Origin of the sequence: Serratia sp. 2C06, assembly GCF_050037615.1 — a bacterium.
GTDB lineage: Bacteria > Pseudomonadota > Gammaproteobacteria > Enterobacterales > Enterobacteriaceae > Serratia > Serratia ureilytica.
Genome location: NZ_CP188299.1, coordinates 2,855,141 through 2,869,852 on the forward strand (window position 1 = coordinate 2,855,141; position 14,712 = coordinate 2,869,852).

General features: G+C 60.6%; 13 protein-coding genes. 5 read left to right on the plus strand and 8 right to left on the minus strand.

Features of this window, described 5'->3' with window-relative positions:
• Nucleotides 1-10 precede the first annotated feature (10 nt).
• Nucleotides 11-964: a VirK/YbjX family protein gene (locus tag ACP3TA_RS14095; RefSeq protein WP_033642547.1), complete on the minus strand. Its 954-nt coding sequence runs from the start codon at nucleotides 962-964 to the stop codon at nucleotides 11-13.
• Nucleotides 965-1,158: 194 nt separating this feature from the next.
• Between ACP3TA_RS14095 and macA the strand changes: the two genes are divergently transcribed.
• Together macA and macB are read left to right on the plus strand one after the other, a co-directional pair.
• On the plus strand, nucleotides 1,159-2,274 hold the full coding sequence (gene macA / locus ACP3TA_RS14100) for a macrolide transporter subunit MacA (RefSeq protein ID WP_033642548.1): 1,116 nt from the start codon (nucleotides 1,159-1,161) through the stop codon (nucleotides 2,272-2,274).
• On the plus strand, nucleotides 2,274-4,220 hold the full coding sequence (macB, locus tag ACP3TA_RS14105; protein ID WP_089194504.1) for a macrolide ABC transporter ATP-binding protein/permease MacB: 1,947 nt from the start codon (nucleotides 2,274-2,276) through the stop codon (nucleotides 4,218-4,220). The genes macA and macB overlap by 1 nt, the downstream gene beginning before the upstream one ends.
• 87 nt (nucleotides 4,221-4,307) lie before the next feature.
• On the opposite strand, the gene cspD is transcribed toward macB, so the two are convergent.
• Entirely contained in the window at nucleotides 4,308-4,529 is a 222-nt protein-coding gene (gene cspD / locus ACP3TA_RS14110) for a cold shock-like protein CspD (RefSeq protein ID WP_004928349.1), read from the minus strand.
• Nucleotides 4,530-4,884: 355 nt separating this feature from the next.
• On the opposite strand from cspD, the gene clpS reads away from it, so the two are divergent.
• Both clpS and clpA read left to right on the plus strand, forming a co-directional pair.
• The gene (clpS, locus tag ACP3TA_RS14115; RefSeq protein ID WP_004928347.1) at nucleotides 4,885-5,205 is read left to right on the plus strand and encodes an ATP-dependent Clp protease adapter ClpS; all 321 of its coding nucleotides are present in this window, start codon (nucleotides 4,885-4,887) and stop codon (nucleotides 5,203-5,205) included.
• Nucleotides 5,206-5,232: 27 nt separating this feature from the next.
• Nucleotides 5,233-7,512, plus strand: coding sequence for an ATP-dependent Clp protease ATP-binding subunit ClpA (gene clpA, locus ACP3TA_RS14120; RefSeq protein WP_025302261.1), 2,280 nt, complete (start codon nucleotides 5,233-5,235; stop codon nucleotides 7,510-7,512).
• Between the two features lie 205 nt (nucleotides 7,513-7,717).
• Here the strand turns inward: clpA and infA are convergent, their stop codons facing one another.
• The 6 genes from infA to ACP3TA_RS14150 all read right to left on the minus strand — a co-directional run bounded on the left by infA (nucleotide 7,718) and on the right by ACP3TA_RS14150 (nucleotide 14,116).
• Complete coding sequence (infA, locus tag ACP3TA_RS14125) at nucleotides 7,718-7,936, minus strand: translation initiation factor IF-1 (RefSeq protein ID WP_002211347.1); 219 nt, start codon at nucleotides 7,934-7,936, stop codon at nucleotides 7,718-7,720.
• Between the two features lie 105 nt (nucleotides 7,937-8,041).
• Nucleotides 8,042-8,767, minus strand: coding sequence for a leucyl/phenylalanyl-tRNA--protein transferase (aat, locus tag ACP3TA_RS14130; protein WP_033642550.1), 726 nt, complete (start codon nucleotides 8,765-8,767; stop codon nucleotides 8,042-8,044).
• 29 nt (nucleotides 8,768-8,796) lie between these two features.
• Nucleotides 8,797-10,536, minus strand: a complete 1,740-nt coding sequence (cydC, locus tag ACP3TA_RS14135; RefSeq protein ID WP_197815431.1) for a heme ABC transporter ATP-binding protein/permease CydC — start codon at nucleotides 10,534-10,536, stop codon at nucleotides 8,797-8,799.
• 2 nt (nucleotides 10,537-10,538) lie between these two features.
• Entirely contained in the window at nucleotides 10,539-12,305 is a 1,767-nt protein-coding gene (gene cydD / locus ACP3TA_RS14140; RefSeq protein ID WP_060659712.1) for a heme ABC transporter permease/ATP-binding protein CydD, read from the minus strand.
• 240 nt (nucleotides 12,306-12,545) lie between these two features.
• Complete coding sequence (gene trxB / locus ACP3TA_RS14145; protein ID WP_019454557.1) at nucleotides 12,546-13,517, minus strand: thioredoxin-disulfide reductase; 972 nt, start codon at nucleotides 13,515-13,517, stop codon at nucleotides 12,546-12,548.
• A 158-nt stretch (nucleotides 13,518-13,675) separates the two neighbouring features.
• Nucleotides 13,676-14,116, minus strand: a complete 441-nt coding sequence (locus tag ACP3TA_RS14150) for a hypothetical protein (protein WP_129993320.1) — start codon at nucleotides 14,114-14,116, stop codon at nucleotides 13,676-13,678.
• Between the two features lie 55 nt (nucleotides 14,117-14,171).
• Here ACP3TA_RS14150 and lrp point away from each other — a divergent pair, with 55 nt between their 5' ends.
• Nucleotides 14,172-14,666: a leucine-responsive transcriptional regulator Lrp gene (lrp, locus tag ACP3TA_RS14155; protein ID WP_004928318.1), complete on the plus strand. Its 495-nt coding sequence runs from the start codon at nucleotides 14,172-14,174 to the stop codon at nucleotides 14,664-14,666.
• Nucleotides 14,667-14,712: the final 46 nt, after the last annotated feature.

Below are 14,712 nucleotides of genomic sequence, written 5' to 3' on the forward strand. Positions count from 1 at the left end.
CCGCCGGGTGTTATCGGGCGCAGAAGTGCGCCGCCAATCCCTGTTCCAGCTCGTCCAGCAGCTGATAGCGGCGGCGATACTCGGCGCGCTTCTTGCTGGCGATCTCTTCGATCGGCTTGCGGGCGATGCGTTCGGGCAGCAGGAAATAGCCGCTGTCGAGCGGTTTGGCGCCCATCGACAGCCAGAACTGATCGTAATCGGCGTGCAGCTTGTCCTTCTTCTTACTCTGGTAGCGCCAGTTTTGATAGATATGGGTGGCGTTGCCGACCGCCACAATCTGGCGGATGCCGAGGTGCCGCGCCAGCGTGCAGATGCCTTCCAGCACCAGCCGTTTAGGGAACAGGCCGTGACACTCTTTGGTGGTGTGCTGGATCTCGGCGTGCGGCACGTCATGGTTCGCGCCCTGCAGGCCGCCGATGAACAACGTCGGCTGCTGCTGATAATGCATCAGCGCAAAGGTGATCTCCGCCAGCATCACGCCGTTGGCGTTGCGCAGCAGCAGCGTGGCTTCCCCTTCCTTATTCAGTTTGTCGATCGCCGCCAGCTCCAGCGTGATCGGCGCTTCGTTCTTGCCCATCGCGCTGGCCAGCACGAAGGCGTGCGGGCCGAGGTGGCCGAGGCGCATCTTCAGCGGCATGCGCTGTACGATGAGATCGTAATGATCGCGCAGGGCGAACAGGCATTCGATCTTGCTCATGTTGGCCGCCAGGTAGGGACGATGCAGTTTGCACGGCAGGTTCGGCTGCGCGCTCAGGATCTCCTCCAGCAGCGGATTGCTGGCCAGGGTGCTGAGCAGGCCGCTGGTGGTGCGCCAGTTGAGCAGCGAACGGCCGAGAAACTTCAGGCGAAACGAGGTTTTTTTCCAGGCGTTGCTCGGTGCCTTTTCGCCATTGATCAGCGCCGTCATCAGTTGCCAGCCGTTAAGCGGCCGGGCGGAGGCGAGTGGGTAGCTGAGCTGTGACATGATGAAATCCTTGGCTGTGTTGAATGGCGCTATTTCATCAAGGCTTCACTAAACGGGAGTTCAATGCCGAACTGTAACCAAGCGTGTCTCCACATTGTGTTGAGCTAAGGTTTAGTTATTCCCTACGGTGCGTGCTAATTTAGCTCCGCCGCCGCAATGGGCGGTCGATATTCACAAGCACAGGCAGGTCAATTTTGACAGGGTTTAAAGGACATAAACGCCGCTGGATACTCGCACTGGCGGTGATTGCGGCGATTGCCGCGGCGGCCGTTTGGCACTTCCGCCATCCGGCGCCGACCGATTTCAAAACGGTAAAGGTCACCAAGCGCGATCTGCAGCAGAACGTGTTGGCGACCGGCCAGCTGGACGCAGTGCGCAAGGTTGACGTCGGCGCGCAGGTCAGCGGGCAGTTGGAAAAGCTGTATGTCGAAATCGGCGACAAGGTGAAGAAAGGCCAGTTGCTGGGGGTTATCGATCCGCAACAGGCGCAAAACAGCATTCGCGAAGGCGAGGCGACGCTGCGCGAGCTGCATGCGCAGCTGCTGCAGGCACAGGCCGAGCAGCAGTTGGCGGCGGTCACGCTGCAGCGCAACCAGGCGCTGGCCAAACTGCAGGCGGTATCGCGTCAGGATCTGGATCAGGCGGCGACGCAGCTGGCGGTGAAGAAGGCGCAGGTAGGCACCATCAATGCGCAGATCGCCCGCAACCAGGCCAGCCTGGATACCGCCAAGATCAATTTGGCCTATACCCGCATCGAAGCGCCGATGGATGGCGACGTGGTGCAGATCACCACGCTGCAGGGCCAGACGGTGATCGCGGCGCAACAGGCGCCGAACATTCTGACGCTGGCGGATCTCGGCACCATGCTGGTGAAGGCGCAGGTCTCGGAGGCCGACGTCATTAACCTCAAGCCGGGTCAGAAGGCCTGGTTCACGGTGCTGGGCGATCCGACCCGGCGCTTCGACGGCGTGCTGAAAGACATTCAGCCGACGCCGGAAAAGGTCAACAACGCCATCTTCTATTACGCGCGTTTCGAAGTGCCCAACCCGGAAAGGCTGCTGCGCTTGCAAATGACGGCGCAGGTGCACATTCAACTGGCCGGCGTCCAGCAGGCGCTGGTGATCCCGCTGGCGGCGCTGGGCGATCAGATCGCCGACAATCGCTACCACGTTTCGGTGCTGAAACAGGGCAAGGAAGAGAAGCGTGAGGTGGCCATCGGCCTGCGCAACAATATCGATGTGCAGATCCTCAGCGGGCTCGAGGCGGGCGATGAGGTGATCGTCAGCCGCGGCGGCGTGGAGGCCGGCTGATGGCGGCGCTGTTGCAGCTGAACGGCATTCGCCGCAGCTACCGTTCCGGCGAGCAGACGGTGGAGGTGCTGAAGGGGATCAGTCTGAGCATCGACGCCGGTGAAATGGTGGCGATCATGGGGGCTTCCGGCTCCGGCAAATCGACGCTGATGAACATTCTCGGCTGCCTGGACAAGCCGAGCGCCGGCGTCTATCGGGTGGCCGGCCAGGACGTGGCGACGCTGAGCGACGATGCGCTGGCGCAGCTGCGGCGCGAGCATTTCGGCTTTATCTTTCAGCGTTATCATCTGCTGCCTCACCTGAGCGCGGCGCATAACGTCGAGGTGCCAGCGGTGTACGCCGGGCTGGGCAAAGCGGCGCGGCGCGAACGGGCGGAGGCGCTGTTACGCCGTCTGGGGCTGGGGGAGCGCGTCAACTATCGGCCGAGCCAGCTTTCCGGCGGCCAGCAGCAGCGCGTCAGTATCGCCCGCGCGCTGATGAACGGCGGGCAGGTGATCCTGGCGGATGAGCCGACCGGCGCGCTCGACAGCCATTCCGGCGAAGAGGTGATGGCGATCCTCAAACAGTTGTGCGTCCAGGGCCACACGGTGATCCTGGTGACTCACGATCCGGCGGTGGCGCGTCAGGCTGAACGGATCATCGAGATCCGCGACGGCGAAATCATCGCCGACTCCCGTCCGGCGCCGTCGGAGGATGCCCAGGCCAAGCCGCTGACGCTGGCCGCCGCGGCGCCTTCCTGGCGGCAGATGGGCGGCCGCTTTCGCGAAGCGCTGGTCATGGCCTGGCGCGCGATGGCGGCCAACAAGATGCGCACCGCGCTGACCATGCTCGGCATCATTATCGGCATCGCCTCGGTGGTATCGATCCTGGTGATCGGCGACGCCGCCAAGCAGATGGTGCTGGCGGATATTAAATCGATCGGCACCAACACCGTCGATATCTACCCCGGCAAGGACTTCGGCGACGATGATCCGACCTACCGGCAATCGTTGAAATACGGCGATCTCGACGCGCTGCGCGAACAGCCGTACATCAGCGCGCTGTCGCCGAGCATCAGCAGCAGCATGCGGCTGCGGCTGGGCAACGTCGACGCGGCGGCCAACGTCAACGGCGTCAGCGAGCAGTTCTTCCGCGTGTACGGCATGAGCTTTACCCAGGGCGTCGGCATCGACCCGATGCAGGTGCAGTCACAGGCGCAGACGGTGGTGATCGACGCCAATACCCAACGGCGGCTGTTCCCGCACCAAAAAAACGTGGTGGGCGAGGTGATCCTGGTGGGCAACATGCCGGCGACGGTGGTCGGCGTGGCTAAAGAGAAGCAGTCGATGTTCGGCAGCAGCAAGACGCTGAACGTGTGGGTGCCATACAGCACCATGGCCAACCGGCTGATGGGCAACAGCTATTTCGATTCGATCACCGTGCGCATCCGCGACGGCTACGACAGCAAGGAAGCGGAACAACAGCTGTCGCGTCTGCTGACGTTGCGCCACGGCAAGAAGGATTTCTTCACCTATAACATGGACAGCCTGGTGCAAACTGCGGAGAAAACCACTCGCACGCTGCAGCTGTTCCTGACGCTGGTGGCGGTGATTTCGCTGGTGGTGGGTGGCATCGGCGTGATGAACATCATGCTGGTGTCGGTGACCGAGCGCACGCGTGAGATCGGCATCCGCATGGCGGTGGGCGCGCGTTCCGGCGATGTGTTGCAGCAGTTTCTGATCGAGGCGGTCTTGGTCTGCCTGGTGGGGGGCGCGCTGGGGATTACGTTGTCGTTCGCTATCGGTTTGGCGGTGCAGCTGGTGTTGCCGGGTTGGCAGATCAGTTTCCCGCCGGCGGCGTTGCTGAGCGCGTTCCTCTGTTCCACCGGCATCGGCGTGGTGTTCGGCTATCTGCCGGCGCGCAATGCCGCGCGGCTGAATCCGATCGATGCGCTGGCGCGCGAGTAAGTCACAGGCATAAAAAATGCCAGTCACACGGCGGCTGGCATTTTTATCGCAGTCAGAGTCAGTGCAGCGCGACGCTGCCGGAAGCGTTTAGGACAGCGCCTCGCTTTCCACTGGCACAATAAGACTGGCATGGTTGCCTTTGGGCCCTTGATGCACGTCGAAGCTGACCTGCTGGCCCGCCTTCAACGTTCTGTAACCATCCATCTTGATTGTGGAATAATGCGCGAAAATATCTTCGCCGCCGCCGGCTGGGCAGATGAAGCCAAAACCTTTGGCGTTGTTAAACCATTTAACAGTACCCGTCTCCATGCTTTTACATCCCTCGCAACGCTATTTTAAGTGAGATGAATAACTGATTTCGCACTCGCCGTGGGCGAGTAGCAGGGTGGACAAGGGGTGGTTAAAAGACCACCAGCCACGAATTTACACTCTAGAGCAAATGATCGGGGCGTCAAGGGATCGGCTTTTGTCGGCGGGGAGCAGTTCACCAAAGTTTGAAGCAGGTAACGCTATTGCCACGATTCAGTCACAATTGGCCCGTTTTTTTGCGCACGTTACAGTGCGGCGGGACGATGCCGAAGATGATAAAATAGTAACTATCCCCACTTTGAATAACCGAAACCTGTCCCCATATCAGAGGGCAGAGCAGAGAAGATGAGCAGCGATGGGCAATAACAACGATTGGCTAAACTTTGAACACTTGGCCGAAGAAAAACAAATCGATGCGGTAAAACCGCCGTCTATGTATAAAGTTATACTTAACAACGACGATTACACACCGATGGAATTTGTGATTGACGTTCTGCAAAAGTTCTTTTCTTATGATATTGAACGCGCAACGCAACTGATGCTCACGGTCCACTATCAAGGCAAGGCGATCTGTGGTGTTTTTACCGCCGAGGTGGCGGAAACCAAAGTCGTCCATGTGAACCGGTACGCAAGGGAGAACGAGCATCCGTTGCTTTGTACGCTGGAAAAAGCCTGAATAAGGCAATCTATTGGGGAGGTGCTTATGCTCAATCAAGAACTGGAACTCAGTCTCAACATGGCTTTCGCCAGGGCGCGTGAGCACAGACACGAGTTTATGACCGTGGAGCACCTGTTGCTGGCGTTGCTGAGCAACCCTGCCGCGCGAGAAGCGCTCGAGGCATGTACGGTGGATCTGGCCGCGTTGCGCCAGGAGCTGGAAGCCTTCATCGAACAAACCACACCGACGCTGCCCGCTGGCGAAGAAGAGCGCGACACTCAGCCGACGCTCAGCTTCCAGCGCGTGCTGCAGCGCGCGGTCTTCCATGTGCAATCCTCCGGCCGCAGCGAAGTGTCCGGCGCCAACGTGTTGGTGGCTATTTTCAGCGAGCAGGAATCGCAGGCGGCCTATCTGCTGCGCAAGCACGACGTCAGCCGTCTCGACGTGGTGAACTTCATTTCACATGGCACGCGTAAAGACGAGCCGGGCCAAGCGCCGAATGCGGAAAACCCGGTGAACGAAGAGCAGTCCGGAGGGGAAGACCGTATGGAAAACTTCACCACCAACCTCAATCAGTTGGCCCGTGTGGGCGGCATCGATCCGCTGATCGGCCGCGATCGTGAGCTGGAGCGCGCGATTCAGGTACTGTGCCGTCGTCGTAAAAACAACCCGCTGCTGGTCGGCGAATCCGGCGTGGGCAAGACTGCCATTGCCGAAGGCCTGGCCTGGCGTATCGTGCAGGGCGACGTGCCGGAAGTGATGGCGGACTGCACGCTGTATTCGCTGGATATCGGTTCGCTGCTGGCCGGCACCAAATACCGCGGCGACTTCGAGAAACGCTTCAAGGCGCTGCTCAAGCAGCTGGAACAGGATCAGAACAGCATCCTGTTCATCGATGAAATTCACACCATCATCGGCGCCGGTGCGGCTTCCGGCGGGCAAGTGGATGCCGCCAACCTGATCAAACCGCTGCTGTCGAGCGGCAAGATCCGGGTGATCGGCTCGACCACCTACCAGGAGTTCAGCAACATCTTCGAAAAGGATCGCGCTCTGGCGCGCCGTTTCCAGAAGATCGATATCACCGAACCGACGGCGGAAGAGACCGTTCAGATCATCAACGGCCTGAAGACCAAGTATGAAGCGCACCACGACGTGCGTTATACCGCCAAGGCGATCCGCGCCGCGGTGGAGCTGTCGGTGAAATACATCAACGATCGCCATCTGCCGGACAAGGCGATTGACGTGATCGACGAGGCGGGCGCCCGCAGCCGGTTGATGCCGGCCAGCAAGCGCAAGAAAACCGTCAACGTGGCCGATATCGAATCCGTGGTGGCGCGTATCGCTCGCATCCCGGAGAAAACGGTGTCGGCCAGCGATCGCGACGTGCTGAGAAACCTGGGCGATCGCTTGAAGATGCTGGTATTCGGCCAGGATCAGGCGATCGAAGCGTTGACGGAAGCGATCAAGATGAGCCGCGCCGGTCTGGGCCACGAGCGCAAGCCGGTCGGCTCCTTCCTGTTCGCCGGGCCGACCGGGGTCGGGAAAACCGAGGTCACCGTACAGCTGGCCAAGGCGATGGATATCGAGCTGCTGCGTTTCGACATGTCCGAGTACATGGAGCGGCATACCGTCAGCCGTCTGATCGGCGCGCCTCCGGGCTACGTCGGTTACGATCAGGGCGGGCTGCTGACCGATGCGGTGATCAAGCATCCGCATGCGGTGGTGCTGCTCGATGAGATCGAGAAGGCGCACCCGGACGTGTTCAACCTGCTGCTGCAGGTGATGGACAACGGTACGCTGACCGACAACAACGGCCGCAAGGCGGACTTCCGCAATGTGATCCTGGTGATGACCACCAACGCCGGTGTGCGGGAAACCGAACGCAAGTCGATCGGCCTGGTGCAGCAGGACAACAGCACCGACGCGATGGAAGAGATCAAGAAGGTGTTTACGCCGGAATTCCGCAACCGTCTGGACAACATCATCTGGTTCAACCATCTGTCTACCGAGGTGATCCAGCAGGTGGTCGACAAGTTTATCGTCGAACTGCAGGCGCAGCTGGATGCGAAGGGCGTCTCGCTGGAAGTGAGCGACGAAGCGCGCGACTGGCTGTCGGTGAAGGGCTACGACCGTGCGATGGGCGCTCGTCCGATGGCGCGCGTCATGCAGGAAAACCTGAAGAAACCGTTGGCCAACGAATTGCTGTTCGGTTCGCTGGTGGACGGCGGTTCCGTGAAGGTCGAGCTGGACAAGGACAAGAAACAGCTGACTTACCACTTCCTCAGCGCCGCCAAGCGCAAGGCGGACGAAGGCGCGGTGCACTAAGGCTGCCTTCAGGCAAAGAAAAAGCGATGCTTCGGCATCGCTTTTTTTATGGGTGAGATTCACCGTACAACAGAAACGAGTGAGCCCTCTCAGTTTACCTGCGCACCTGCAACCCGTTGTTTAACGTCGCTGCGGGGGTAAACGGAAAGGGCTCCCGAGGGATTACATCCTCGATGCCGCCAGCGTGTGGCGCGCGGTGAGCCGATTAACGGCTACGGAAGACAATGCGGCCTTTGCTCAGGTCGTACGGGGTCAGCTCTACAGTGACTTTGTCGCCCGTCAGGATGCGGATATAGTTTTTACGCATTTTACCGGAGATGTGTGCGGTTACCACGTGCCCGTTTTCCAATTCAACGCGGAACATGGTGTTGGGCAGCGTATCAAGAACGGTGCCCTGCATTTCAATATTGTCTTCTTTGGCCATCGAATCCTCTAGGTCTAACTACCTTAGTTTTTAACCGGCAAGATAATGCCGAAAAACCCCCATTATGTAAAGATGTGTCGGTGAACATTGCACCGTTTCCATCAATTAGTTTACTGGATAGGGCGGTTCAACCGGCTGTGGGGATATGACTTGCGGCGCCCAGCACGCCGGTGCCAAAGGCCGCCGTTGAAGGGTGCTGAGCTGCTGCAAGAATTGACGGCGCGGAATTTCACGCGCGCCAAGGCGGGCAGTGTGAGCGTTCAGCACCTGGCAGTCAATCAATTCCCCGCCATAAGCGGCAAAATGGCGGCAAAAGGCCATCAATGCGCATTTTGAGGCGTTGGTGACGCGGCTGAACATCGATTCGCCGCAGAACAACGCGCCCTGCGCCACGCCGTACATGCCGCCAACCAGTTGATCATCCTGCCAGACCTCCACCGAGTGCGCGTAGCCGAGGCGATGCAGATGCTGATAGGCGCGCTGCACCTCCGGGCCGATCCAGGTGCCTTCATCCGGCCGGTGGGCGCAGGCGGCGATCACCGCGGCGAAGTCGTGATTGAGCGTGATGCGAAACGGATCGTGGCGCAGAAAGCGTTTCAGGCTGCGGTTAAGATGAAACTCGGCCGGGAACAGCACCGCACGCGGGTCGGGCGACCACCACAGGATGGCCTCTCCCGGCGAATACCAGGGGAAGATGCCGCGCTCATAGGCCGCCAGCAGCCGCGGCGCCGTGAGATCGCCGCCGATCGCCAGCAGGCCATTGGGATCGCGCAGGGCGCCCTCAGGCGAGGGAAACGCCAGCGACTGGGGGGAAAGCTTAACGATGCGCATACAGGGTCTCTGCGTCCTCTACGGGCCGATTAAGGCGCCAGGTTGCTGATACGGTTGCGAAAGCGGGCATAGCGGCCCTGCTGGCGCATCAGGTCCGCGTGATTGCCCTGTTCGACAATCCGGCCGTCGTCCATCACGCAAATGCGGTCGAGATGTTCCAGGCCGTACAGGCGGTGCGTCACCAGGATCAGCGTCTTGCCCTGACAATGCCGGCGCAGCAGCGCCAGGATCTGCTGCTCGGTTTCGGCGTCCAGCCCTTCGGTCGGTTCGTCAAGCAGCAGCAGCGGGGCCGGATGCAGCAGCGCGCGGGCGATGCCCAGCCGACGCTGTTCGCCGCCGGACAGCTGCCGGCCGCCTTCGCCGAGCCAGGCGTTCAGCCCGCCGTCGCCGGCCAGCAATTTGCCGAGCCCCACCTGCTGCAGTACGTCACTCAGGCGAGCGTCGTCGGCATCCGGTGCGGCCAGCCGCAGGTTTTCCCGCAGCGTATCGCTGAAGATATGCACTCGCTGGCTGACGACCGTGGTCATTCGGCGCAGCGTGGTTTCATCATAATCCTCCAGCGGTTCGCCGTTGAGCAGAATTTTTCCGCCGTCGGTGCGCCAGGCGCGGGTCAGCAGCTGCAGCAGGGTGGACTTGCCGCAGCCGGTGCGGCCGAGCAAGGCGATGTGCTCGCCGGCCGCCACCTCGAGCGTGACGTCGCGCAGCACCGGCTGCGGCTGATCGGGGTAGGTGAAACTCAACTGCTGCAGGCTGAGCTGCGCCCGATCGGCAGCGGCCGGGCCGGCGGCAGGGAAGGTGACTTCCGGTTGGCGATCGATGATCTGTTTGACCCGCGTGGCGGAGGCGATCACCTGACCGAGATGCTGGAAGGCGCCGGCCACCGGCATCAGCGCTTCGAACGACGCCAGCGCGGCGAAGACAAACAGCGCGATCAACGCGCCGGGTTGGGTATCGCCGCCGATGCCCGCGGCGGTCAGCCACAGCAGCAGCGTCACCGTCAGCCCGCTGGCGAGGATCATCAGCGCCTGCGCCTTGCCGCTCAGCGAGGCCTGCTGCCACTGGCGGCGTTGCCACCGCTGTTCGGTGGCGTTCAGCGTCTGGCGGAAGTCGTTGACGGCGCCGAACACCACCAGTTCCGCCTGCCCCTGCAGCCAGGCGGTCAGGTCGGTGCGGTATTGGCCGCGCAGCGCGGTGAGTTGGCCGCCGATCGGTTTGCCGGCGCGATAGAACACCGGCGGCACCAGCAGCAGCAACAGCAGCAGAATGCCGCCCAGCGTCAGGGCGAGTGCAGGATCCAGCCAGCTCAGGCCGTAAGTGACGACCAGGATCACCACCGCCGCGCTGATCAGCGGCGAGATCACCCGCAGATAAAGGTGATCCAGCGTGTCCACGTCCGCTACCAGGCGGTTGAGCAGGTCGGCCTGGCGGAAACGGGCGATGCCGCCCGGCGTCAGCGGCAGGATCTTGCTGAAGGTGAACACCCGCAGGTGCGACAGCACGCGGAAGGTGGCGTCGTGGCTGACCACACGCTCGGCGTAGCGCCCGGCGGTGCGGAAGATCGCCGCGCCGCGCACGCCGGCGGCGGGCAGCATGTAGTTGAAGGTCAGCAGACCCGCCAATCCGGCCAGCGAAGAGGCGGCCAGGAACCAGCCGGAGAGCGCCAGCAGGCCGATGCTGGCCAGCAGGGTGACGATCGCCAAAATGATGCCCAGGCTAATCAGCAGGCTATGGCGGCGATACAACGCCAAAAACGGCAGCAACACGCGCATGATTAAAGCTCCCCGCGGCGGTGGGCGATCAGAGTGGCGAACAGGCCCGGTTGGGCGCTGAGGGTGGCGTAATCGCCCTGTTGCACGATACGCCCGTTATCCATCACCCAAATCTGATCGTAGTCTTCGGTATCTTCCAGCTGATGCGTCACCAGCAGGGTGGTTTGTTGATGCGAAGCGGCATTCAACGCCTGCATCACCCGTTGTTCGCTATGGGCATCGAGGCTGGCGGCCGGTTCATCGAGCAGCAGCAAGCGGCGCGGGCCGATCAGCGCCCGGGCGACCGCCACGCGCTGCGCCTGGCCGACCGACAGGCGGGCGGCGTTATCGCCCACTTCGGTGTCGAGCCCCTGCGGCAGATACGGCAACAGCTCGCTGACGTAGGCGTGTTCCACCGCCTGCTGCAGCTGCGTTTCGTCGGCCTGCGGGCAGCCCAGCAGGATATTGGCGCGCAAGGTTTGCGCCGGCAGGTGCGGGTTTTGCCCGACCCAGCTCAGCTGCTGCCTCCAGTTCTCTGCGGACAGGTCACGCAGTTCGATGCCGTTGACGGTCAACGATCCACGGTAGGGCAGGAAGCCGAGCAGCAGATTGAGCAGCGAACTTTTGCCGGCGCCGCTCAGCCCGACTAGCGCCACGCGCTGCTGCGGTTGCAGGGTGAAACTCAGCGGCCCGGCCAGCAACACGCCGTTCGGCGACAGAATTTCCAATTCGTTCGCCTGTAGCGTCAGCGGTTGATCGGCGGGCAACTTCCGCGTGCCGTTGCCCATCTGCTCGCCTTCGGCGCTGAGGAAGGTTTCCAGCGCTTCCGCCGCGCCGACCGCCTGCGCCTTGGCATGATAGAAGGTGCCGAGATCGCGCAGCGGTTGGAAGAACTCCGGCGCCAGAATCAGCACCAGAAAACCGGAAAACAGCGTTACGCCGAGGCCATAGCTGCCGAAGTTGAGTTCGCCGAGGTAAGAAAAGCCGAAATACACCGCCACTACGGCGATGGAGATCGACGCGAAGAACTCCAGCACACCGGAGGAGAGGAAGGCCATGCGCAGCACTTCCATGGTGCGGCTGCGGAAGTCTTCGGAGGATTTGGCGATCTGCGCGGTTTCGGCCTGCGCGCGGTCGAATAGCCGCAGGGTGTCCAGGCCGCGCAGGCGGTCGAGGAAGTTACCGCTCAATCGCGCCAGCGCCACAAAGTTGCGGCGGTTGGCGTCGGCGGCCCCCATGCCCACCAGCGCCATAAACAGCGGGATCAGCGGCGCGGTCGCCAACAGAATCAAACCGGCGGCCCAGTTGATCGGGAAGACGGCGATCAAGATCAGCAGCGGGATAAACACCGCCAGATACATCTGCGGCAGATAGCGCGAGTAATAGTCCTGCATATCCTCGATCTGCTCGACGATGATGCTGGCCCAGCTGCCCGCCGGTTTGCCCTGGATCCAGGCGGGGCCGAGTTGCTGCAGCTTATCCAGCACCTGCCGGCGCATACGCTGGCGGATCACCTGCCCACACAGAAAACCGACCCGTTCCCGCAGCCAGCTCAGCAGCGCCCGCAGCGCGAACGCGACGGCCAGCCAGATAAACGAAGGGATCAGTTGCTCACGCGGGATGTGTTCGATGATCAGGGCGTGCAGCAGGCTGGCCAGCAGCCACGCCTGCGCCACGATCAGTAGGCCGCTGAACAACCCCAACAGCATGGAAAGGCGCAGCCAACGCTGCGCTAACGAACTCTGGGTTTTAAGCCAACGGGTTAACTGTTGCTGTCTGGTTTTTTTCATCAGATATGCGTCTGCGTCGCCGGCGCCCGTTTGTTACGGGCTGGGTTAACGTACTGTTAAATAATAGTGTTTGGCGCAATCGGCGACAAACAAGCGAGGCCTCATGTTACCTCGTGACCCGGCAGACTGAAAAGAATAAAGCGGGCAAATATGGCTATAACAGATGGGAGGGAGAGATTGCTGAACCCAGAAACAAAAAAAGCGGCTCGAGAGCCGCTTTTTGCCGATGATGAAAACGTCTTAGCAGACTTCTGCGCCGGCGATGCCGTCCAGATAACGCTCTGCGTCCAGCGCCGCCATGCAGCCGGTGCCGGCGGAGGTGATCGCCTGACGGTAGATGTGATCCATCACGTCGCCCGCGGCGAAGACGCCGGGGATAGTGGTTTGGGTCGCATTGCCGTGAATGCCGGACTGCACCTTGATGTAGCCGTTTTCCAGCTCCAGCTGACCGCCGAAGATGCCGGTGTTCGGGCTGTGGCCGATGGCGATGAACACGCCGGCCAGTTCCAGCTCACGGGTTTCGTTCTCCGCTTTGGTGCTGCGGATACGCACGCCGGTCACGCCCATTTCATCGCCCAGCACTTCGTCCAGCGTATGGTCGGTGTGCAGCACGATGTTGCCGCTCTTCACTTTTTCCATCAGCCGGTCGATCAGGATTTTCTCCGAACGGAAGCTGTCGCGACGGTGGATCAGGTGAACCTCGGCGGCGATGTTTGACAGGTACAGCGCTTCTTCAACGGCGGTATTGCCGCCGCCGACCACCGCGACTTTCTGGTTGCGGTAGAAGAAACCGTCGCAGGTTGCGCAGGCGGAAACGCCTTTGCCCTTGAACGCGTCTTCGGAAGGCAGGCCAAGATAGCGGGCGGAGGCGCCGGTCGCGATGATCAGCGCGTCGCAGCTGTATTCACCGCTGTCGCCGAACAGGCGGAACGGACGCTGCTGCAGATCGACGCTGTTGATGTGGTCGAAGACGATTTCAGTCTGGAACTTCTCCGCGTGCTCGCGCATGCGCTCCATCAACGCCGGGCCGGTCAGGCCTTCGGCGTCGCCGGGCCAGTTTTCCACTTCGGTGGTGGTGGTCAGCTGGCCGCCTTGTTCCAGACCGGTGATCAGCACCGGGTTCAGGTTGGCGCGCGCCGCGTAGACGGCGGCGGTGTAACCGGCCGGGCCGGAACCCAGAATCAGTAATTTGCTATGTTTAGCCGTGCCCATGAATAACCTCTTTATTCCACAATGGCGGACAATGAAGCCGATTGTAGGGAAAATGGCGCAGTAAAAAAAGCGCCGGGCGACGTTGTTAACGATTTGTATGATAGTTGTCGCCTATTAATGCATCCGTTGTCGGTAAATCGGTCGTCGAACGCAGAAATTTAACTTATCAAAGCCGCATTCGGCCAGCGAATCGCCAACCGTGCAAAAACGGCGCACTCTGCGGCTTCCGCCGCTCCCGACCGGGGTTTATCAGCCAGCGATTCATAATCAAAAATGGGATGCAGACTTTTCATGACGGTACGTTGTTCTGATTTTGCTTCTTTTACTTTGACAATCCGCTGCGCATTTGCGAAAACATCATAGGAAGAAGAAATTATCCCCGTAACACCAGCAAATCGTACGTATTTGCGCCGCAAGGCGACGATACGCAGCGGGAGTGCGGAGCAGGGCGCGCAAGCGTTTGCTGATTTTTTCTCGACCGAAACATCGTTGCCGGCGCTGCGCGGAGTTGGACAGACAGGCTGCGCGGCGTGGAATGATGGTAGTGAAGAAGCACATGACAGGCATCGGGTCTTCGCTTGGAACGAACCCTTACACATTGACGTTGGCTAGGGTGTGGCAAGTGCACGGAAGAAAATAAGAGAGACAATAATAATGGCAGACAACAAGAAACGCCCGGGTAAAGATCTTGACCGTATCGACCGCAACATCCTGAATGAGCTGCAGAAGGATGGGCGTATTTCGAACGTCGAGCTTTCGAAGCGCGTGGGGTTATCCCCTACACCATGTTTGGAACGCGTGCGCCGTCTCGAGCGCCAGGGTTTCATTCATGGCTATACCGCATTGCTGAACCCGCATTATCTGGATGCGTCCCTGCTGGTTTTCGTGGAGATCACGTTGAACCGCGGCGCGCCGGATGTGTTTGAGCAATTCAACTCGGCAGTGCAGAAGCTTGAAGAGATTCAGGAGTGTCATCTGGTTTCCGGCGATTTCGACTACCTGTTGAAAACCCGCGTACCGGACATGTCGGCTTACCGCAAATTGCTGGGCGAAACCTTGCTGCGTTTGCCGGGGGTTAACGACACCCGTACCTACGTAGTGATGGAAGAAGTGAAACAGAGTAACCGTCTGGTTATCAAAACACGGTAAGGTGCAGGTGCAAAACCTGATTAAATTGGTTACACTCCTGTTTATT